Source organism: Pseudonocardia hydrocarbonoxydans, assembly GCF_006539565.1.
Classification (GTDB): domain Bacteria; phylum Actinomycetota; class Actinomycetes; order Mycobacteriales; family Pseudonocardiaceae; genus Pseudonocardia; species Pseudonocardia hydrocarbonoxydans.
Map to the genome: position 1 here is coordinate 1 of NZ_BJNG01000028.1, position 18,854 is coordinate 18,854.

Below are 18,854 nucleotides of genomic sequence, written 5' to 3' on the forward strand. Positions count from 1 at the left end.
CCGCCGCCGAGATGTGACCTGCGCTGGGCCGTCCGGCGCAGCGGGTTGTCCACAGGTTGCGCGAAACGCCCACGGGAACCGGGATCCGTGCGTCACGGTGACGCCCATGACGACATCGCACGACCACCCGTTCCTGCTCACCGACGCCGACGTGCTCGCCCGCGTCCGCGAGCTCGTCGGACCGGCGATCACCGACCGGCAGCTCTGGATCATGTTCGTCGACGGCGACGGCCGGCAGGCACCGGTGGTCTCCCCGGTCTCCGACCTGCCCCCGCGCCCCGACGCGCTGGTCCCCCGGCTCGGCGCGCTGCTCGCGCAGCTGGTCCCCGACCTGCGCACCGACCTCGGCCGCGGCTCGGTGGTCCTCACCCTCGAACGCCTCGGCCCCGACGCCCCGCGCCCGTCGGACCGCGACTGGGCCCAGGCCCTCACCGACGCCTGCATCGCGGCGGCCGTCGAGCTGCGGGGCGTCTTCCTCAGCACCCGGGGCGGGGTGCGCAGGCTGTTGTAGCGTCGCGCGGGTGAGCACCGACCTCGCCGCCGTGCGGCGCATCGTCGCCCAGGACTCCGGTCTCGCGAGCGTCGCCGTCGTGCGCGCGGACGGCACGCCGCACACCTCGCTCGTCAACGCCGGGGTGCTGGAGCACCCGCGCACCGGCGCGGACGTCGTCGGCTACGTGACCTACGGCCCCGTCAAGCTCCGCAACCTGCGCGCCCGCCCGGCCACCTCGCTGCTGTGGCGCGCGGGCTGGCGCTGGGCGGGCGTCGAGGGCGACGCGGAGCTGCTCGGCCCCGACGACGGCGACTTCGACGCCGAGTCCCTGCGCCTGCTGCTGCGCGCGGTGTTCACCGCGTGCGGGGGCACCCACGACGACTGGGACGCCTACGACCGCACCATGCAAGAGGAGCGGCGGGTCGCGGTGCTGGTCGCGCCGCGGAAGGTCCACGGCAACGCCTGATCAGCTCTTCGTCAGCAGCGACCGGGCGAAGAACGCCAGGTTCGCGGGCCGCTCGGCCAGCCGCCGGACGAGGTAGCCGTACCACTGCGCGCCGTAGGGCAGGTAGACCCGCACCCGCTCCCCCGCCGCCGCGAGCGCCCGCTGCTCGCCGGGGCGCACGCCGTGCAGCATCTGCAGCTCGTAGGGCCGGCCGCGGCCGAGGTGGCGCGCGATGTCGATGAGGACGGGGTCGTGGGTGGCCACCATCGGCAGCCCGGACCCGGCCATGAGGATCCGCAGGCAGCGGACGAAGGACCGGTCGACCTCGGCCCGCTCGCGGAACGCCACCGACGCCGGCTCGTCGTAGGCGCCCTTGCACAGCCGCACCCGGGACCCGGCCAGCTCGCGGCAGTCGCCCTCGGTGCGGCGCAGCGCGGCCTGCACGACGGCCCCGACCCACGGGTGGTCGACGCGCAGCTCGCGCACGATCCCCAGCGTCGAGTCGGTGGTCGTGTGCCCCTCCATGTCGACGGTGACCGTCGTCCCGGCGGCGTGGGCGGCCTCGCAGATCCGCCGGGCGTGGTCGAGCGCGATCTTCCCGGCGTCCCCGCCGGGCAGGCTCTGCCCCAGTGCCGACAGCTTGACCGACACCTCGACGCGGTCGGCGAGCCCGTCGTCGGACAGCCTGCGCAGCAGCACCAGGTAGGCCTCGACGGTCGCGGCCGCCTGCTCCGGTTCGGTGGTGTCCTCCCCGAGGTGGTCGACGGTGACGAGCCGGTCGGCGACCAGCGCGCGGGCGGCGGCCACCGCCTCGTCGACGGTCGTGCCGGCGACGAACCGGTCGACGACGGGGCGCAGCAGCGGGCTGTCCTCGGCGAACGTGCGCAGCGCGCCGGATCGCGACGCGGCCAGCAGGGCGGACCTCAGCATGTCCCGGGACGCTAGGCGCGCCATCCGTCCACCGATTCGTCGGAACGGACAACGAAACGCGCTCGAACCGTAGGATCCGACGATGGAGTGCACGCTCGCCCAGGTCCTGGCCGCCCTCGGCGAGCCCCTCGTCGACGTCCGGGTGGCACCGGCGGGTCTCGACGTCACCGTCTCCGGCACGGCCATCCTCGACCCCGACGACGACCCGGCCGACCACCCCGGCCGCCTGGTCCTGCTGATCGGCGCCCGCGGCCGCGACGCGGTGCGCCCGCTGCGGGCGGCGGCGCGGCACGGGGCCGTCGCGGTGGCCGTGAAGCCCGGCCCGGGCCCCGACGAGGAGCTGGTCGCGGCCGCCGCCGACGCGGGCGTGGCGCTGCTCGCCGTCCGGGCCGACGCCCGCTGGGACCAGCTCGACGCGCTCGTCCACGACGTCCTCGACGAGGGCGGCGCGGACGACGGCGCGGACGGCGACCTGTTCTCCCTGGCCCAGACCGTCGGCCTGCTGACCGGCGGGCTGGTCAGCATCGAGGACACCGCGAGCCGGGTGCTCGCCTACTCCCGCTCCGACTCCACCGACCCCGACGAGCTGCGCCGCCTGTCGATCCTGGGCTGGCAGGGCCCGCCGGACTACCTGGCCACGCTGCGCGGCTGGGGCGTGTTCGACCGTCTCCGCGCGGGCGAGGATGTCGTCCGCGTCGACGAGCACGCCGAGCTGGGCATCCGGCGGCGCCTGGCCGTCGGGATCCACGCGGGGCAGCGCCAGCTCGGCACGATCTGGGTGCAGCAGGGATCGGCGCCGTTCGCGGAGCGGGCCGAGAGCGTGCTGGTCGGGGCGGCGCGGGTGGCGGCAGGACATCTCGCGCGGCGGCGCTCGCAGCAGTCGCCGGGCGCGCGCTGGAGCCGCGACGTCGTGGCCGGGCTGCTCGATGGGCGGGTCGGCGCCGACCTGGTGGCCGCCACCTTCGGTCTCGACGCCGCGGAGCCGGCGGTCGTCGTGGCGTTCGCGGCGGTGGCGGAGCCGGGGGCGGCGGGGACGGAGCTGGCCGGGGCGGAGCTCGCCGGGGTGGTGTCCGTGCACGCCGCGACGTTCCGGCGCGGCGCCCTCACCGCCCCGGTCGGGGCGCGGGTGTACGCGGTGCTGCCCGGTGTGCGGGCCGACCGCGTCCCGCCCGCGCTCACCGCGATGTGCGCCGAGGTCGTCGCGATCACCGGGCGGCGGGCCGGCGCCCGGGTGCGGGCCGGGATCGGCTCCGGCGTCACCGGTCTGGCCGGGGTGCCCGCCTCCCGCGCCGACGCCGACCGCGTCCTGGACGCCATGCCGCCCGGCGCCGACGTGGCCGCGCTGGCCGACCTGCGCGCGGAGATCCTGCTCGACGAGGCCCTCGCCCGGCTCGACGGGCTGCACGACCCCGCCGCGGCCGCGCTGCTCGCCCACGACGCCGAGCACGGCGGCGACCTGGCCCGCTCGGTGCTCGCCCACCTCGACGCCCTCGGCGACGTCCGCACCGCCGCCGCGCACCTGACCGTGCACCCCAACACGCTGCGCCACCGCCTGCGCCGGGCGTCGGCGGTGGCGGGGCTGCGCCTGGACGACCCGAGCGCCCGCCTCGTCCACCACCTGCACCTGCTCGCCGCCCTGCGCGGCCGATCCGACAACGGGTAGGGCATTTCGTTGTCGGATCGGCCGGATCGGCGACGGCCCGGCGTTCCTACCGTGTCCCCATGGACGCCCTGACCCGCACCCCGGCGCCGCACAACGAGCCGGTCCGCACCTACGCCCCCGGCTCCCCGGAGCGGACCTCGCTGCAGGCCGCGCTGGCCGAGGTCGGCGGGCGGCACCACGAGCTGACCGTCACGATCGACGGCGCGCAGCACCTGGCCACCGGCACCCCGTTCGACGTGGTGGCCCCGCACGACCACGCGCACGTCCTCGGTACCGGCGCGAACGCCACCCCGGAGGATGCGAAGGGCGCCGTCGAGGCGGCCCTGCGCGCCGCCCCGGCGTGGCGCGAGCTCCCCTTCGACGAGCGCGCCGCCGTGCTGCTGCGCGCCGCCGACCTGCTCACCGGCCCGTGGCGCGACCGGCTCAACGCCGCGACGATGCTCGGCCAGTCCAAGACCTGCCACCAGGCCGAGATCGACGCCGCCTGCGAGCTGGCCGACTTCTGGCGGTTCAACGTCGGCTTCGCCCGGGAGATCCACGGGATCCAGCCCGACAGCGCCCCGGGCACCTGGAACCGGATGGACCACCGGCCGCTGGAGGGCTTCGTCTACGCGGTCACCCCGTTCAACTTCACCGCGATCGCCGGCAACCTCCCCACCGCGCCCGCCCTGATGGGCAACACGGTGATCTGGAAGCCCTCGCCCACCCAGTCACTCGCCGCGCACCTGACGATGCGGCTGCTGGAGGAGGCCGGGATGCCGCCCGGCGTCGTCAACCTGCTGACGGGCGACGGCCGCGACGTCTCCGACGTGCTGCTCGCCGACCCGCACCTGGCCGGCATCCACTTCACCGGCAGCGTGGCGACCTTCCAGCACCTGTGGGGCCGGGTCGGGGCGAACATCGCGGGCTACCGCAGCTACCCGCGGCTGGTCGGGGAGACCGGCGGCAAGGACTTCGTGCTCGCCCACCCCAGCGCCGACGTCGACGTGCTGCGCACCGCGCTGGTCCGCGGCGCCTTCGAGTACCAGGGGCAGAAGTGCTCGGCCGCCAGCCGCGCGTTCGTGCCGCGCAGCGTGTGGCGCCGGCTGCGCGACGACCTGGCCGCCGAGGTCGACGCGCTGTCCATGGGCGACGTCGCCGACCTCTCCCACTTCATGGGCGCGGTCATCGACCGGCGCGCCTACGACCGGGTCACCGCGGCCCAGCAGGTGGCCCGCACCGAGCTGGACGTGATCGCCGGCGGCACCGCCGACGACGAGGTCGGCTGGTTCGTGCGCCCCACCGTCGCCGTCGGCGACGACCCGACCCACGCGCTGTTCCGCACCGAGTACTTCGGGCCGCTGCTGGCCGTGCACGTCTACGACGACGGCGACTTCGACACCGTGCTGCGCCGCGTCGACGAGGACACCCCCTACGCCCTCACCGGCGCGGTCATCGCCCGCGACCGCGCGGCCGTGGCCCGGGCGGGCGAGGCGCTGCGCTTCGCCGCGGGCAACCTCTACGTCAACGACAAGCCGACCGGCGCCGTCGTCGGGCAGCAGCCCTTCGGGGGCGCCCGGGCCAGCGGCACCAACGACAAGGCCGGTTCGGTGCTCAACCTGCTCCGCTGGACCAGCCCGCGGACGATCAAGGAGACCTCCGTGGCCGCCACCGCGAGCGGCTATCCGCACCAGGGCTGATCCGGGCCGTTCACGCGCGCTTCCACTGGTTGGCCCGCTCGCCGACCTCGGCCTTCGCCGCGGTCTCGGCGACCCGCCTCGCCCGCGTCTCCGGCCGCCGGGCCTGCACGATCCACTCCAGGATCGCGCGGCGGGCGGAGCGCGGGAAGTCGTCCCAGTGGGCCCGCCCGGTCGCGGTGAACGCGGCGGCGAGGTCGTCGGGCACGACCAGGTCCTCGACGTCGTCGAGCAGCGTCCACGACCCGTCGGCCTTCGCCGCCTCGACCAGTGCGAGACCGGCCGGCTGCATCAGCCCCTCGGCGATCAGCCGCTCGATACGGAGCTTGTTGGTCCGCGCCCAGCCGCTGCGGGCCTTGCGCGGGGCGAACCAGAGCATCGTGCGCTCGTCGTCGAGGCGGCCCGCGGTGCTGTCCACCCAGCCGAAGCACAGCGCCTGCTCGACCGCCTCCTCGTAGGTGACGCGCGGCGCGGAGCGGCGGGTCACCAGCCACACCCCGTACCCGCGGCCGTGGTGCTCGGCGAGCCAGGCGCGCCAGTCGGCCGGTGACCCGGGCTCGAACCGCTCGGCGTCCGCCCTCACCGCAGCGCCCGCTCGAACGCGGCGTGGGCGGCGGCGTCGAAGAGCCAGAAGCGCACCTCCACCGGGTGCTCCCGGATCGCGGCCGCGGCGGCCTCGACCGCGACGGCCGCGGCGAGGTCGAGCGGGTAGCCGTATACGCCGCAGCTGATCGCCGGGAACGCGACGCGGGTGCAGCCGTGCGCGGCGGCCAGCGCGATCGAGCGTCGGTGGCAGGACGCGAGCAGCTCCGGCTCGCCGTGCCCGCCGCCGCGCCACACCGGACCGACCGTGTGGATCACGTGCCGGACCGGGAGGTCGCCCGCGCCGGTGATCACGGCGTCGCCGGTGGCGCAGCCGCCGATCCGCCGGCACTGCGCCAGCAGCGACGGGCCCGCGGCCCGGTGGATGGCGCCGTCGACCCCTCCGCCGCCGAGCAGCGTCGAGTTCGCCGCGTTGACGATCGCGTCGGCCGCGGCGTCGGTGGTGATGTCGCCCCGGTGCAGCGTGATGGGCATCCTCAGACCGTAGCGGCCGCCGCCAGTGCGTCGGCCGCGATCGGCAGGGCCCGCCGCAGCTCGGCGCGCGTCGGCCCGGCGTAGCCCAGGACGATCCCGCTCGCGACCGGCGGGCCGCCGTGGTGGCGCGCCAGGCCGTCGAGTGCGACGCCGTGCCGGGCGGCCTGCGCGACCGCCGCGCGCTCGGCGTCGCCGTCCGGGAGCAGGGCGACGACGTGCGCACCGGCCTCCTCCCCGGTGACCGCCCCGCCCAGCGCCGCCACGACCTCGGCCCGCCGCCCGGCCAGCTCGCGGCGCAGCCTGCGCAGGTGCCGGGCCAGGTCGCCGTGGGCGGCGAGCGCGACGAACACCCGCTGGCCCGCGCGGGCGGGCCGGGTGCCGGTGGCGTCGCGCTGCGCCCGCACGGCGGCGACCACGGCGGGCGGCGCCACCAGCCAGCCGACGCCCAGGGTCGGGGTGAGCAGCTTGCTCGCCGTGCCCAGGTGCGCGACGACGTCGGGACCCAGCGCGGCCAGCAGCGGCAGCGGGGCCACGTCGTAGCGCAGCTCGCCGTCGTAGTCGTCCTCGACGACCAGGAAGCCCTCCCGCCGCGCGCGCTCCACGAGCGCCACCCGCCGCGCCGCCGACAGCCGCGCGCCGAGCGGGAACTGGTGGGCGGGGGTGCAGTAGACCGCGTCGACGCCGGGCGGCACGGCGTCGACGACGAGGCCGGCGGCGTCCACGGGCACCGGCACCGGCACGACGGTGCACCCGGCCGCCCGCAGCGCGGTGACCGCCCGCCGGTAGCCCGGCTCCTCCACCGCCACCCGCGCACCCGGGGGCAGGGTGCGGGCCAGCTCCGCGACGGCGGCCGAGCTGCCGGAGGTGGCCAGCACCGCGTCCGGGTCGGCGGGCAGCCCGCGGTGGCGCAGCAGGTGCTCCACGACGGCGACCCGGAAGGCGGGGAGGCCGACGGGATCGGGGCCGGCGTCGGGCGGGGCGTCGGCGGCGGCCCGCCAGGCCCGCCGCCACGCGGCCCGGTCGAGCACCTCGACGCACGGCGTTCCGGCCCCGAGGTCCACCCCGGACGGCAGTAAAGCCACTGTGCTGCCGCGAGACGGCGGCATCGTGGCTGTACTGCCGAGATCGACAGGCGGGACCGTCTCCACGAACGTCCCCGCCCCGCGCCGGGCACTGACCCAGCCCTCGGCCAGCAGCTGGTCGTAGGCCGCGGCCGTGACGGTGCGGCTGACCCCGAGCGTGACGGCCAGCGCCCGCGTCGACGGCAGCCGGTCGCCGGGACGCAGGACACCGCCCGCGGTGGCCGCGCGCAGGGCGCCGGCGAGCTGCACCGGGAGCGGGCGCTCCGCCGCGCGGTCGAGCACGATCGCCGGGAGATCCACCGGTGGCCTTCCGGGACGGAGTGGAAATGGCTCTCGGAGGATGCCACTCCGGCGCTCAGGATGGAACCATGACGACGCTCTCGCCCACCCCCCGCAGCACGGTCCGGCGCCTCCCGCTCCGGGCCCGCACCGACCGCGCCGACCTGTACGCCGTGCTCGACGCGGGCATGGTCTGCCATCTCGGGATCGTGCTCGGGGGCGCGCCGGTCGTGCTGCCCACCGGCTACGGCCGGATCGACGACACCCTCTACCTGCACGGGTCCACCGGCGCGGCCACGCTGCGGGCGGCGGCGCGGGGCGAGCCGGTCTGCGTCACCGTCACCCACGTCGACGGGATCGTGCACGCCCGCGCGGTGATGCACTTCTCGATGAACTACCGCAGCGCCGTCGTGCACGGCGTGCCCCGGCTGGTCACCGGCGACGCCGAGCGCCTCGACGGGCTGCGGGCGATCACCGAGAACATGTCGCCCGGGTCCTGGGCGCACGCCCGCGGGCCGAACCGCCGGGAGCTCGCCGCCACCGCGGTGCTCGCCCTGGAGCTGGCCGAGGCCAGCGTCAAGGTGCGCACCGGGCCGCCCGGTGACGACGACGAGGACGTCGCCGCGGGCGGGGTGTGGGCGGGCGTGCTGCCGGTCCGCACGGTGTTCGACCCCCCGCAGCCCTGCCCGCTGCTCCCGCCCGACGTGCCGGTACCCGCACACGTCACCGACCGGCACTGATCCCCGGTCGCGGGTTCAGGCGATCATGGGGCGTTCGGTCTCCAGGAGCGTCTTGAGCCCGGAGAGGATCAGCACCCAGCCCATCTCGATGCCCGCCGCCGTCCCGCCCTCGGGCAGGCCCTCGTGCACCAGCGTCAGGACGGTGACGCCCGGCGCCGGCATCGGTGGGTCGCCCAGCGTGTAGGTGACGGTCGACTCCGGCAGCGCGGCGACGTCCGGCGCCCACGCCCCGCGGAACGTGGTCCGCAGGCTGCGGCCGGGCTCGACGGCGAGCACCGTCCCGGTGATGACGTCGGCGCCGCCCGCGGTGTAGCGGTAGAGGCGCCCGGCCCCGAGGTCGAACTCGGCCTCGAAGCCGTAGTAGTAGGCCGGGGTCTGCTTCCCGTCGGTCAGCGCGGCGAACACCTGCTCGGCGTCGGCACGGATCGCGATACGGATCATCTGTGTGGTCATGCCGGGACGACGGGGCGGGCCGCCGATTCCGACACCTCACGGATGAGACCTACGTCACACGTCGCAGACTGTCGGAACCGCGGCCCGGGCCCGTCGGACGGGGAGGACCCACCACAGGAGGCGACCGTGCAGTACCTGATCATGGCCATGGAGACCGCCGAGGAGTTCGCGGAGCGCGAGGACCCGGAGCGCGGCGCCGAGTACTGGGCCGGCTGGGGCGCGTACCTCGCCGCGCTGTCCGAGAGCGGCGTGATGACCGGCACCGGCGGGCTGCACCCGCCCGCCACGTCCACCACCGTGCGGCTGCGCGACGGGCAGCGGGTCGTGCACGACGGCCCGTTCGCCGACACCAAGGAGCAGCTGGGCGGCTACTTCGTGATCGACGTCCCCGATCTCGACGCCGCCCTGGAGTGGGCGGCGCGCTGCCCGGCCGCGGCGCGCGGGGCGGTCGAGGTGCGGCCGTTGATGACGCCGGAGTACTACGCGAGCACCGGTGCCGGCTGACGCGCGGCGGGCCGTCGAGGAGGCGGCCCGCGCCTCGTGGGGGCGGCTGCTCGCCCACCTCGCGGCCGGCACCCGCGACCTCGCCGCCGCCGAGGACGCGCTCGCCGAGGCCTATCTCTCGGCCGTGCGCAGCTGGCCCCGCACCGGCGTCCCGGACCGCCCGGAGGCGTGGCTGCTCACCGCCGCCCGCCGCACGCTGATCGACGCGGCCCGCCACCGCGACGTCGCGACCCGCGCGCTGCCCTCGCTCGCGCGGCTGATGCACCAGGACGAGCCGGGCACGCCGTCGACGATCCCGGACAAGCGCCTGGAGCTGCTGTTCACCTGCGCGCACCCGGCCATCGCGGTGGGCGTGCGCAGCCCGCTGATGCTGCAGGCGGTGCTGGGCCTGGACGCGGCCCGGATCGCCTCGGCGTTCCTGGTCTCCCCCGCCGCGATGGGGCGGCGCCTGGTGCGCGCCAAGACGAAGATCAAGCAGGCCGGCATCCCGTTCGCGGTGCCCGGACCCGACCAGCTGCCCGAGCGGCTGGAGTTCGTCCTCGACGCGATCTACGCCGCCTACGGCACCGGGTGGGACGAGCGCTCCGGGCTCGTCGACGAGGCGCTGCGGCTGGCCCGGCTGGTCACCCAGCTGCTGCCGGGCGAGTCCGAGGCGCACGGCCTGCTCGCCGCGCTGCTGCACGGGGCCGCCCGCGAGCGGGCCCGCCGCGCCGACGACGGCACCTTCGTCCCGCTCGACGAGCAGGACGTGCGGCGCTGGGCGCCCGCGCTGATGGCCGAGGCGGAGCGGCACCTCGCCCGGGCCACGGCACCCGGCCCGTACCGGATCCAGGCCGCGATCCAGTCGGTGCACAACCGGCGCGCGGTCACCGGGAGCACCGACTGGGCGACGATCGCGGCGCTCTACGACGACCTGGTGGCCCACACCCCGTCGATCGGGGCGCACGTCGCCAGGGCGGCCGCCCACATGCAGGCCGGCGCGCCCGCCGCGGTACTGGCGATGCTCGACGCCCTCGACGCGCCGACCTACCAGCCGCACTGGGTCGTGCGCGCGCACTGCCTGCACCGCACCGGGGCCGACCCGTCGGGTGCGACGCGGATCGCACTGGGCCTGACCGAGGACCCGGCCCTGCGCGCGCACCTGGTCACGACGTTCGCGCGCTGGTCGGAAGGGGCGGCCGACCACCCGCCCGGGTGACGTAACCTCGTTCCGCGTGAGCCCGCCGTATCCCCCCGCCGAACGTCTGGACCTCGTCGAGACGCTGCACGGCCACCGCGTCGCCGACCCGTACCGCTGGCTGGAGGACGCCGACGACCCGCGCACGACGGCGTGGTCGGCGGCGCAGGACGAGCTGGCCCGCACCCACCTCGACGGGCTCCCCGGCCGCGACGCGCTGGCCGGGCGGCTGCACGAGCTGCTGGCGGCCGGGTCGGTCTCGGTGCCGCTGTGGCGGGCCGGGCGCGCGTTCTCCGTGCGCCGGGAACCGGGGCAGGAGCACGCCGTGGTGCTGGTCCGCGAGCCCGACGGCGCCGAGCGCGTGCTGCTCGACCCCATGGCGATCGACCCGACCGGCCGCACCACGATCGACGGCTGGGTGCCCGACCTGGAGGGCGCCCGCCTGGCCTACCAGCTCTCCGCGGGCGGCGACGAGTACTCGGTGCTGCACGTGCTCGACGTCGCGACCGGCCAGGAGGTGGAGCCCCCGATCGACCGCTGCCGCTACTCCGCGGTCGCCTGGCTGCCCGGCGGCGAGGAGTTCCTGTTCGTCCGGATGGTCGACGCCGCCGAGGTGCCCGACGGCGAGCAGGCCTTCCACCGCCGCATCTGGCGCCACCGGGTCGGCACCCCGACCAGCGACGACACCCTCGTCGACGCCCCCGGCCTCTACGACGGCCACAACTACTACGGCGTGCGGGTCTCCCGCGACGGCGCCTGGCTCGTCGTCACCGCCAACGTCGGCACGGCCCGGCGCGACAGCCTGTGGGTCGGCCCCGTCGACGGCGAGCTGGTCCGGGTCCTGCACCAGGACGACGACGTGCAGTGCGACGCCTGGGTCGACCGCGACGACCGGCTCTACCTGCTCACCACCGACGGCGCCCCGCGCTGGCGCCTCGCCGTCGCCGACCCGGCGGCGCCGCAGCGCGCGCACTGGCGCCCGCTCGTCGACGAGGACCCGGGCTCGGTGCTCGACGGCGTCCGCCGCATCGAGGGGCCCGACGGCGCGCGGCTGGCGCTGCTGCGCTCGCGCCACGCGGTCTCGGAGATCGCGCTGCACCACGTCGACGGCACGCCCGCGGGCACCGTCGACCTGCCCGGGACCGGGTCGGTGCACGGCCTCACCGTCGCCGACCGCGACACCCCCGCCGAGCACGGCAGGCTGTGGATCGGCTTCACCGACCTGGTCACCCCGCCGCAGGTGCACCGCTTCGACCTCGCCACCGGCGCCACGGTCCTGGAGCGCACCGCCCCGGGCGCGGTCACCGTCCCCACGGTGCGCAGCGAGCAGCGCGAGTTCACCTCCGCCGACGGCACCACCGTGCGCATGTTCGTCATCACCCCCGCCGGCTCGACGGGCCCCCGCCCCACGCTGGTCACCGGCTACGGCGGGTTCGGCATCAGCCGGGAGCCCGCCTACACCGCGTCCGCGCTGGCCTGGGTGGCCGCGGGCGGCGGGTACGCGCTGGTCTCGCTGCGCGGCGGCGGCGAGGAGGGCGAGGACTGGCACCGCGCCGGCAACCGCGCCCACAAACAGAACGTGTTCGACGACCTGCACGCCGCCGCGCAGGCCCTGGTCGACGCGGGCGACACCACCCCAGCACAGCTGTCGATCATGGGCGGGTCCAACGGCGGCCTGCTCGTCGGGGCGGCGCTCGTGCAGCGTCCCGACCTCTACGCGGCGGTCGTCTGCTCGGCCCCGCTGCTGGACATGGTGCGCTACGAGGAGTTCTCCCTCGGGCGCACCTGGAACGAGGAGTACGGCACGGCGGCCGACCCCACCGAGCTGGGCTGGCTGCTGTCCTACTCGCCCTACCACCACGTCACCGACGGCGTCGGCTACCCGGCGACACTGTTCACGGTGTTCGAGTCCGACTCGCGCGTCGACCCGCTGCACGCCCGCAAGATGTGCGCGGCGCTGCAGCACGCGAGCACGGGTCGGGCCCCGATCCTGCTCCGCCGCGAGACCGATGTGGGCCACGGCGCCCGCTCGGTGTCGCGCACCGTCGGGCTGGCCGCCGACCAGCTCGCCTTCCTGGCCGCTCACACCGGACTGGAGATCCACCCATGAGCCTGCTCCCCGAACAGCCCGCGTGCGCCGCCGAGGCCGGCACCTGGTGCGCGCGGTTCTACGAGTGGACCAACAACGACTTCCTGGCCCGCTCCGCCGACACGATCGTCGGCACCACCCTCAAGATCGGCCTGATCCTGGTGCTCGCGTTCGTCGCGCGGTACCTGCTGCACCGTTTGGTCACCCGCATCGTCGACGGGGCGGCCACCGCCCGCCTCCCGCGCCGCGCGCCGGCCACCGCGTCGCCCGCCGCACCGGTCCGGCGCGCGCAGCGGGCCCGCACCATCGGCTCGGTGCTGCGCTCCACCATCTCGGTGATCGTGCTGACCATCGCCGCGATCATGGTGCTCTCGGAGTTCGGGGTGAACCTCGGGCCGATCCTCGCCTCGGCCGGCATCGTCGGCGTGGCGGTCGGCTTCGGCGCGCAGAACCTGGTCCGCGACTTCCTCTCCGGCATGTTCATGCTGCTGGAGGACCAGTACGGCGTCGGCGACATCGTCGACCTCGGGGAGGCCAGCGGCACCGTCGAGGCCGTCGGGCTCCGGATCACGACGCTGCGCGACATCAACGGCACCGTCTGGTACGTCCGCAACGGCGAGATCCTGCGCGTGGGCAACAAGAGCCAGGGCTACGCCGTGGCCGTCGTCGACATCCCGGTGGCGCACAGCGCCGACATCGCCGAGGCCACCGCGCTCATCGGCACCATCTCCCAGGAGCGGGTGACCAAGGACGACCTGGCCCCGCACGTCATGGAACCCGTCGAGGTGCTCGGTGTCGACCGGGTCGGGCCCGAGGGCGTCACGCTGCGGGTGACGGTCAAGGTCGCGCCGGGCCAGCAGTGGGTCGTCCAGCGCGCCCTCAACGCCGCGCTCACCGACGCCTTCGACGACGCCCGCGTCCCGCGCCCCGGCCTGCTCCCCGCCCTGCCCCCCGCCGGCCCGCCGCTGACCAAATGACCCACCCGCGAGTCCCCCGTATCCCGCCCCCGAGTCCCCCGGATCCGGGCGGGGGGATGATGGGGTCGTGACCGATCCCCGAAACTTCTACGCCGAGGTGGGCGGCGCGCCCGTCTTCGACAAGCTCGTCTCCCGGTTCTACGAGGAGGTCGCCCGCGACGACGTCCTCCTCCCGCTCTACCCGGAGCAGGACCTCGGCCCGGCCGAGGTCCGGCTGCGGATGTTCCTGGAGCAGTACTGGGGCGGCCCGCGCACCTACTCCGACCAGCGCGGGCACCCCCGCCTGCGGATGCGCCACCACCCGTTCAAGATCGGCCCCATCGAGCGCGACGCGTGGCTGCGCTGCATGCGGATCGCCGTCGACGAGGCCGGCTTCGACGACGCCCACCGCGACCAGATCTGGGAGTACATGACCTACGCGGCCGCGAGCATGCAGAACTCGGACTTCTGAGCTCACTCGTCGGGGTCGGCCAGCTCCACGGTCGGCCCGTAGTGCCCGCGCCAGGCCGCCAGCGTGCCGGACGTGCCGTCGAGGAACGCCAGGCGGCGCAGCGTCACCGCGACGGCGGCGCGGCTGGCCGGGTCACCGGGCAGGTCCACCGTCTCCGGGCCGCGCATCGCCCGCACCGCGTCGACGACGTCGGCCACGACCACCCCGAGCACCGGGTCGCCGTGCTCGGCGAGCAGCGCCCGGAACGCGTCGTCGCGCCCCGGGTCGAACGGCACGGGCCGCCCGTCGGCCTCCGCGGCGGGGTGGGCGGGGTGCAGCCGCAGCACCGGCGTCCAGCCGTCGGGCACCGGCAGGTGGGCCGCGGGCCCGGGATCGTGGCGGACGAGCGCGGGCCGCAGCCGCAGCCCGGTGCCGCCGCCCGGCGCGGTGATCTCCATCCGCCCGGCCGCGACGCCGTCACCGGTGAGCTGCGCGAGCAGCCCACCGGTGACGGCGTCGCGGCCGACGGCGGCCCGCAGCACGGCCAGCGCCGCGGGGTCGGAGGTGCGCACGAGCACGTCGGCGGCCGGGGCGCCCAGGCCGAGGTCGAACAGCTCGCCCGCCAGGTCGGCGGGGCGCAGCGCCTGCGTGTCGGGCCCGAGCTCGGTGACGACCCGCCGCCCGGCGCCGCGGGCGGCCTCGTCGGGCACGCAGAACGCGACGGCGTGCAGCCAGCGCAGGGGGTCGCGCGCAGAGGGCGTCTCGTAGGCGATCGCGGTCGCGTCGTCGGGCAGCACGACCCGCAGCCCGCCCCGCGGGGTGACCACGCTGTTCGGCCCGCGCTGCACGGTCTCCCCCGGGATCCGGGTGAGCCGGGCCGTCGCGCCCGGCGCACCGGCCGACCACGAGGACGTCTCCAGCGCCAGATGCTCCTCGACGAGGACGCGGACGGGGCCGAGCGCGGGGTCCGTCGTCCGATCCATCGGCAGAGCGTGTCACACGGAGGCGTCGAGTACGACCTGTCCGTCGGGTGCGGTGACCTGCACGAGGGAGGCGTCGGCACGCAGCACCGACGAGTTGAGGTTGCAGCGCATCTCGGCCGCACCGGTGCCCAGGAACTCCCCGGCCCCGACGACGCGTCCCGCGTCGTCGGTGACGGTGACGACGTAGGCGGTGCCCGGGGCGAAGCCGGTGGCGGTCAGCACCACCTCCATGCCCCAGGTGTGCGGCACCAGGTCGGCACTGGCCCGGACGGCCGGGTCGAGCGCGCGCACCGCGACCGGCTCCCGGGGGCCCTGCCCGGCCGTCGTGCCGACCGCGTACCCGGCCCCACCGGCGACCAGCACCCCGGCCGCCGCGGCGGCCAGCAGCACCCGCCGCGGGCGGCGCGGGCGCGGGGCGGGTGCGGTCGCGCGCACCTCCGCGATCAGCGCGTCCGGCAGGGGCGGCGGCGGGGGTCCGGGATCGAGGTCGCCCAGCCGGTCGCGGGCACCCCCGAGCAGGCCCGCCACCGGCGCGATCTCCTCGAGGTCGGCGCGGCAGGCCGCGCACCCCGCCAGGTGGTCGTGCACCGCGTGCCACCGGTCACCGTCGAGCTGGCCCAGCGCGTAGGCGCCGAGCTGCTCCCGGATCGTCCGATGCGTCTCGCCCGTCACAGCTGCACTCCCATTTCGTCCAGCACCAGTCGCAGGGCCTTGAGCCCGTAGAACACGCGGCTGCGGACGGTACCCACCGGCACGCCCAGCTCCGCCGACACCTCGCCGTAGGGCCGCCCGCGCAGGTAGGTCTCCACCAGCGCGACGCGGTGCTCCTCGCTGAGGCGGCGCAGCGCCTCCTCCACCGTCCAGGCCGTCATCGTCGCCTCGTCGAACCCGCCGTCGCCGCCCGCGAGGACGGCCAGCCGCTCGGCGTCGACCGGCTGGACCGGCCGCACCGCCCGGCGCCGGGTGTGGTCGACGACGAGGTTGCGCGCGATCGCGAACAGCCACGCGCGCAACGAGCCGCGTCCGGCGTCGAAGGTGTCGGCCGAGCGCCAGGCACGCAGGAACACCTCCTGGACGACGTCCTCCGCCGCCCCGGTGTCCCCGAGTTGGCGCCGCGCGAACCGGAACAGCTCGCCGGCGTGCTACCGGTGCGCGGCACGCAGACCGGCCTCGTCATGCAGGAGGCCACCCCCGATCGCCGCCGCTGGTGTGTCCATCGTGGCGTACTACGCACGCCGACCGTCATTCCGTTCATCCGGACCCGAAGTTTGGCAGGATCCCCTCGTGCAGTGGTGGCGCGATGCGGTCGTCTACCAGGTCTACGTGCGCAGCTTCACCGACTCCGACGGTGACGGCGTGGGCGACCTGGAGGGCGTGCGGTCCCGCCTCGGTTACCTGGAGCTACTGGGTGTCGACGCGCTGTGGCTGACCCCGTTCTACACCTCCCCGATGGCCGACCACGGCCACGACGTGGCCGACCCGCGCGACGTCGACCCGGTCTTCGGCGACCTCGCCGCCTTCGACGCGCTGGTGGCCGACGCCCACGAGCACGGCCTCAAGATCCTCGTCGACCTGGTGCCCAACCACACCTCCACCGAGCACCCGTGGTTCCGCGCCGCCCGCGAGTCGGCGCCGGGCAGCCCGGAACGCGAGCGCTACCACTTCCGGGCGGGCCGCGGCGACGGACCGCCCAACGACTGGCGCAGCGTCTTCGGCGGCCCGGCCTGGACCCGCATCCCCGGCGACCCGCAGTGGTACCTGCACCTGTTCTCCCCCGAGCAGCCCGACCTGAACTGGACCAACCCGGAGGTCTGGGCCGACCTGGAGAAGACCGTGCGGTTCTGGCTCGACCGCGGCGTCGACGGCTTCCTGGTCGACACCCCACACGGGATGAGCAAGCCCGAGGGCCTGCCCGACGCCGGCTCCGGCCGCGCGGACCCCCGCTTCGACCACGAGGGCGTGCACGAGGTCCACCGGATGGTCCGTGCCGTCGTCGACCACTTCCCGGGGCGCGTGCTGGCCGGGCAGGTCTGCGTCCGCGACGACGCCGCGTTCGCCCGCTACGTCCGCCCCGACGAGCTGCACGTCGGGCTGACCTACCGGCTGCTGGAGTGCCCCTTCGACGCCGACGCCGTCCGCGACGCCATCGAGGACTCCTTCGACGCCGTGGCCGGCACCCCGTCGCCGCCGTCGTGGACGCTGGCCGACCACGACACGGCCCGCCCCGTCACCCGCTACGGCGGGGTCGCCGCGGCCCGCGCGATGGCGATGGTCACCCTCGCCCTGCCCGGCACCGTGTTCCTCTACAACGGCGAGGAGCTCGGCCTGCCCGACGTCGACCTGCCCGACGACGCGCTGCAGGACCCGCGCTGGCTGCAGTCCGGGCGCACCGACCGCGGGCGCGACGGCTGCCGCGTCCCGCTGCCGTGGGAGGGCGGCGCGCCGGGCTTCGGGTTCACCGCGGGCCAGCCGTGGCTGCCGATCCCGCCCGAGTGGGCCGACCGCCTCGTCGCCGACCAGCTGGAGGACACCACCTCCACGCTGTCGGTGTACCGCCGCGCGCTCGAGCTGCGCCGCTGCCACCCCGGGTTCACCGGCCGCGACCTGGAGTGGTTCGGCGCCCCCGAGGGCTGCCTGGCCTTCCGCCGCGCCGGGGGCACGCTGGTGTGCGCCCTCAACACCGGCGACGCCCCGGTCCCCCTGCCCCCCGGCGACCTGCTGCTCTCCAGCAGCCCGCTGGCCGGCGGCCTGCTCCCGCCGGGCACCGCGGTGTGGCTCGCGTGACGCCCGTGCTCAGGCCAGCAGCAGCGGCAGCGCGGTGATCCGGCGCCGGACCACGGCGCCGTAGCGGGCGTCCAGGCGCAGCCAGGTGCCGGTGGCCGACACGCGCACGGCGTCGCCCACGTCACCGGCGACGAACCCCATCCCGGACAGCGCGAACAGGCACCGCATCGGCACCTTGACCGCCGACCGCTCCCCGGCGCTGACGGTCAGCACCGTCTGGTCGAGCAGCGACGCGGGCGGTCCCAGCGGCCCGGCGTTCTCCCTGGCGACGGTCAGCCCCCGCTCGGTGAGCCGCTCGATCTCCGCTGCGGGCACCGCGTCGACCGCCTCCCACCCCTCGACGGGGGGCAGCTCGCCCTGCCACAGCCCGCCCGCCCCCGGGTCGACGGTCCCGGCCCGGTCCACCGACAGCGCCGTGAGCAGCGACGACGCCGGCACCGTGACGTCGGACGGGTCGAGCGAGCCGTGCACGGAACGGGTCGCGAGCACGTCGAAGGGGGTGGAGGCCCACGCCGTCACCACCCCGGCGGCCGCGCGGAGCCGGACGGTCGCCACGGGGTCCAGGCGCACGACCCGCCCGACGAACGCGCCGAGGTCGCTCCGCTCGTCGGTGTCGGGGATCTGCAGTGCGGTCACGCCCACTCCCCCAGCCACGCCTTCTCCGCCGCCTCGAGGCGACGCGGGCGCTGGGCGGCGAGGTCGAACGTCGCCATGCGGGTGTGGGCGGTGATCGCCACCGGCGCGTCCTCGCCCGGCCCGTCGTGCAGGGCGTAGCGGATGACGAAGGTCGCGGCACGCACCTGCTCGACGGTCATGGCGACGCGCAGCGTGTGCGACCGGTACGCCACCTGCCGCACGTACTCGACCCCGAGCCCGACGACGAGCAGCCCCGACGCGAACGTGCCCACCCCGTCGGCGGCGGCCCGGTCGAAGCACAGCGCGATCCGCGCCTCCTCCAGCAGCGTCACCGCGCGGGCGTGGTTGAGGTGCCGGTAGGAGTCCTGGTCGGTCCAGCGCAGGGGGACCTGCGCGACGAAGGCGGTCACACCCCGCACCCTCTCACCCGCGGGGA

At 76.1% G+C, this 18,854-nt stretch carries 21 protein-coding genes; 11 read left to right on the forward strand and 10 right to left on the reverse strand.

All coding sequences use genetic code 11. The features are described 5' to 3' along the window. Positions 1-106: 106 nt before the first annotated feature. Entirely contained in the window at positions 107-511 is a 405-nt protein-coding gene (locus PHY01_RS26575; RefSeq protein ID WP_170183852.1) for a hypothetical protein, read from the forward strand. Positions 512-521: 10 nt separating this feature from the next. Further along, positions 522-959, forward strand: a complete 438-nt coding sequence (locus tag PHY01_RS16715) for a TIGR03618 family F420-dependent PPOX class oxidoreductase (RefSeq protein WP_141279779.1) — start codon at positions 522-524, stop codon at positions 957-959. Here PHY01_RS16715 and PHY01_RS16720 read toward each other — a convergent pair whose 3' ends face one another. Next, entirely contained in the window at positions 960-1,868 is a 909-nt protein-coding gene (locus PHY01_RS16720; protein ID WP_141279781.1) for a proline dehydrogenase family protein, read from the reverse strand. An 82-nt stretch (positions 1,869-1,950) separates the two neighbouring features. Between PHY01_RS16720 and PHY01_RS16725 the strand changes: the two genes are divergently transcribed. Then, on the forward strand, positions 1,951-3,531 hold the full coding sequence (locus PHY01_RS16725; protein ID WP_141279783.1) for a PucR family transcriptional regulator: 1,581 nt from the start codon (positions 1,951-1,953) through the stop codon (positions 3,529-3,531). Between the two features lie 59 nt (positions 3,532-3,590). After that, entirely contained in the window at positions 3,591-5,210 is a 1,620-nt protein-coding gene (gene pruA / locus PHY01_RS16730) for an L-glutamate gamma-semialdehyde dehydrogenase (protein ID WP_141279785.1), read from the forward strand. A gap of 10 nt (positions 5,211-5,220) precedes the next feature. On the opposite strand, the gene PHY01_RS16735 is transcribed toward pruA, so the two are convergent. The 3 genes from PHY01_RS16735 to pdxR are packed head-to-tail and all read right to left on the reverse strand — an operon-like array spanning position 5,221 to position 7,666. Continuing rightward, positions 5,221-5,790: a YdeI/OmpD-associated family protein gene (locus PHY01_RS16735; RefSeq protein WP_141279787.1), complete on the reverse strand. Its 570-nt coding sequence runs from the start codon at positions 5,788-5,790 to the stop codon at positions 5,221-5,223. Further along, the gene (locus PHY01_RS16740) at positions 5,787-6,284 is read right to left on the reverse strand and encodes an O-acetyl-ADP-ribose deacetylase (protein WP_141279788.1); all 498 of its coding nucleotides are present in this window, start codon (positions 6,282-6,284) and stop codon (positions 5,787-5,789) included. The genes PHY01_RS16735 and PHY01_RS16740 overlap by 4 nt, the downstream gene beginning before the upstream one ends. Before the next feature lie 2 nt (positions 6,285-6,286). Beyond that, complete coding sequence (gene pdxR / locus PHY01_RS16745; protein WP_141279789.1) at positions 6,287-7,666, reverse strand: MocR-like pyridoxine biosynthesis transcription factor PdxR; 1,380 nt, start codon at positions 7,664-7,666, stop codon at positions 6,287-6,289. A 68-nt stretch (positions 7,667-7,734) separates the two neighbouring features. On the opposite strand from pdxR, the gene PHY01_RS16750 reads away from it, so the two are divergent. After that, positions 7,735-8,385: a pyridoxamine 5'-phosphate oxidase family protein gene (locus PHY01_RS16750; RefSeq protein ID WP_141279790.1), complete on the forward strand. Its 651-nt coding sequence runs from the start codon at positions 7,735-7,737 to the stop codon at positions 8,383-8,385. A 15-nt stretch (positions 8,386-8,400) separates the two neighbouring features. On the opposite strand, the gene PHY01_RS16755 is transcribed toward PHY01_RS16750, so the two are convergent. After that, positions 8,401-8,838 carry an SRPBCC domain-containing protein gene (locus PHY01_RS16755; RefSeq protein ID WP_141279791.1) on the reverse strand — a complete coding sequence of 146 codons (438 nt, stop codon included), beginning with the start codon at positions 8,836-8,838 and terminating at the stop codon, positions 8,401-8,403. Positions 8,839-8,964: 126 nt separating this feature from the next. Here PHY01_RS16755 and PHY01_RS16760 point away from each other — a divergent pair, with 126 nt between their 5' ends. From PHY01_RS16760 to PHY01_RS16780, 5 genes are all read left to right on the forward strand, one after another. Next, positions 8,965-9,342: a YciI family protein gene (locus PHY01_RS16760; protein WP_141279792.1), complete on the forward strand. Its 378-nt coding sequence runs from the start codon at positions 8,965-8,967 to the stop codon at positions 9,340-9,342. Further along, positions 9,332-10,540: an RNA polymerase sigma factor gene (locus PHY01_RS16765; protein WP_141279793.1), complete on the forward strand. Its 1,209-nt coding sequence runs from the start codon at positions 9,332-9,334 to the stop codon at positions 10,538-10,540. The genes PHY01_RS16760 and PHY01_RS16765 overlap by 11 nt, the downstream gene beginning before the upstream one ends. A gap of 16 nt (positions 10,541-10,556) precedes the next feature. Further along, entirely contained in the window at positions 10,557-12,629 is a 2,073-nt protein-coding gene (locus PHY01_RS16770; RefSeq protein WP_141279794.1) for a prolyl oligopeptidase family serine peptidase, read from the forward strand. Then, positions 12,626-13,585, forward strand: coding sequence for a mechanosensitive ion channel family protein (locus tag PHY01_RS16775; RefSeq protein WP_141279795.1), 960 nt, complete (start codon positions 12,626-12,628; stop codon positions 13,583-13,585). Before PHY01_RS16770 ends, PHY01_RS16775 begins: the two co-directional genes overlap by 4 nt. A gap of 67 nt (positions 13,586-13,652) precedes the next feature. Then, positions 13,653-14,036 (forward strand): globin, encoded by a 384-nt coding sequence (locus tag PHY01_RS16780; protein WP_141279796.1) that lies wholly within the window; start codon positions 13,653-13,655, stop codon positions 14,034-14,036. 2 nt (positions 14,037-14,038) lie between these two features. Here the strand turns inward: PHY01_RS16780 and PHY01_RS16785 are convergent, their stop codons facing one another. From PHY01_RS16785 to PHY01_RS16795, 3 genes are read right to left on the reverse strand one after another with little or no spacing between them, the layout of a single operon-like run. Then, positions 14,039-14,998 carry a DUF6925 family protein gene (locus tag PHY01_RS16785; RefSeq protein WP_141279797.1) on the reverse strand — a complete coding sequence of 320 codons (960 nt, stop codon included), beginning with the start codon at positions 14,996-14,998 and terminating at the stop codon, positions 14,039-14,041. 12 nt (positions 14,999-15,010) lie between these two features. Then, positions 15,011-15,670: an anti-sigma factor family protein gene (locus tag PHY01_RS16790; RefSeq protein WP_141279798.1), complete on the reverse strand. Its 660-nt coding sequence runs from the start codon at positions 15,668-15,670 to the stop codon at positions 15,011-15,013. Further along, positions 15,667-16,128, reverse strand: coding sequence for a sigma-70 family RNA polymerase sigma factor (locus tag PHY01_RS16795; RefSeq protein ID WP_246085958.1), 462 nt, complete (start codon positions 16,126-16,128; stop codon positions 15,667-15,669). The genes PHY01_RS16790 and PHY01_RS16795 overlap by 4 nt, the downstream gene beginning before the upstream one ends. A gap of 154 nt (positions 16,129-16,282) precedes the next feature. Here PHY01_RS16795 and PHY01_RS16800 point away from each other — a divergent pair, with 154 nt between their 5' ends. Next, positions 16,283-17,782, forward strand: a complete 1,500-nt coding sequence (locus PHY01_RS16800; protein WP_141279799.1) for an alpha-amylase family glycosyl hydrolase — start codon at positions 16,283-16,285, stop codon at positions 17,780-17,782. A 9-nt stretch (positions 17,783-17,791) separates the two neighbouring features. Here PHY01_RS16800 and PHY01_RS16805 read toward each other — a convergent pair whose 3' ends face one another. Both PHY01_RS16805 and PHY01_RS16810 read right to left on the reverse strand, forming a co-directional pair. Next, complete coding sequence (locus tag PHY01_RS16805; RefSeq protein WP_141279800.1) at positions 17,792-18,418, reverse strand: DUF8185 domain-containing protein; 627 nt, start codon at positions 18,416-18,418, stop codon at positions 17,792-17,794. Continuing rightward, positions 18,415-18,828: an acyl-CoA thioesterase gene (locus PHY01_RS16810; protein WP_141279801.1), complete on the reverse strand. Its 414-nt coding sequence runs from the start codon at positions 18,826-18,828 to the stop codon at positions 18,415-18,417. The genes PHY01_RS16805 and PHY01_RS16810 overlap by 4 nt, the downstream gene beginning before the upstream one ends. Positions 18,829-18,854 lie beyond the last annotated feature (26 nt).

Bases quoted from the DNA above. Each gene is read 5' to 3' on its own strand.
- PHY01_RS16755 (WP_141279791.1), bottom strand. From the start codon at position 8,838: ATGACCACACAGATGATCCGTATCGCGATCCGTGCCGACGCCGAGCAG.
- pruA (WP_141279785.1), top strand. From the start codon at position 3,591: ATGGACGCCCTGACCCGCACCCCGGCGCCGCACAACGAGCCGGTCCGC.
- PHY01_RS16785 (WP_141279797.1), bottom strand. From the start codon at position 14,998: ATGGATCGGACGACGGACCCCGCGCTCGGCCCCGTCCGCGTCCTCGTC.
- PHY01_RS16775 (WP_141279795.1), top strand. From the start codon at position 12,626: ATGAGCCTGCTCCCCGAACAGCCCGCGTGCGCCGCCGAGGCCGGCACC.
- PHY01_RS16725 (WP_141279783.1), top strand. From the start codon at position 1,951: ATGGAGTGCACGCTCGCCCAGGTCCTGGCCGCCCTCGGCGAGCCCCTC.
- PHY01_RS16720 (WP_141279781.1), bottom strand. From the start codon at position 1,868: ATGCTGAGGTCCGCCCTGCTGGCCGCGTCGCGATCCGGCGCGCTGCGC.
- PHY01_RS16750 (WP_141279790.1), top strand. From the start codon at position 7,735: ATGACGACGCTCTCGCCCACCCCCCGCAGCACGGTCCGGCGCCTCCCG.
- PHY01_RS26575 (WP_170183852.1), top strand. From the start codon at position 107: ATGACGACATCGCACGACCACCCGTTCCTGCTCACCGACGCCGACGTG.
- PHY01_RS16740 (WP_141279788.1), bottom strand. From the start codon at position 6,284: ATGCCCATCACGCTGCACCGGGGCGACATCACCACCGACGCCGCGGCC.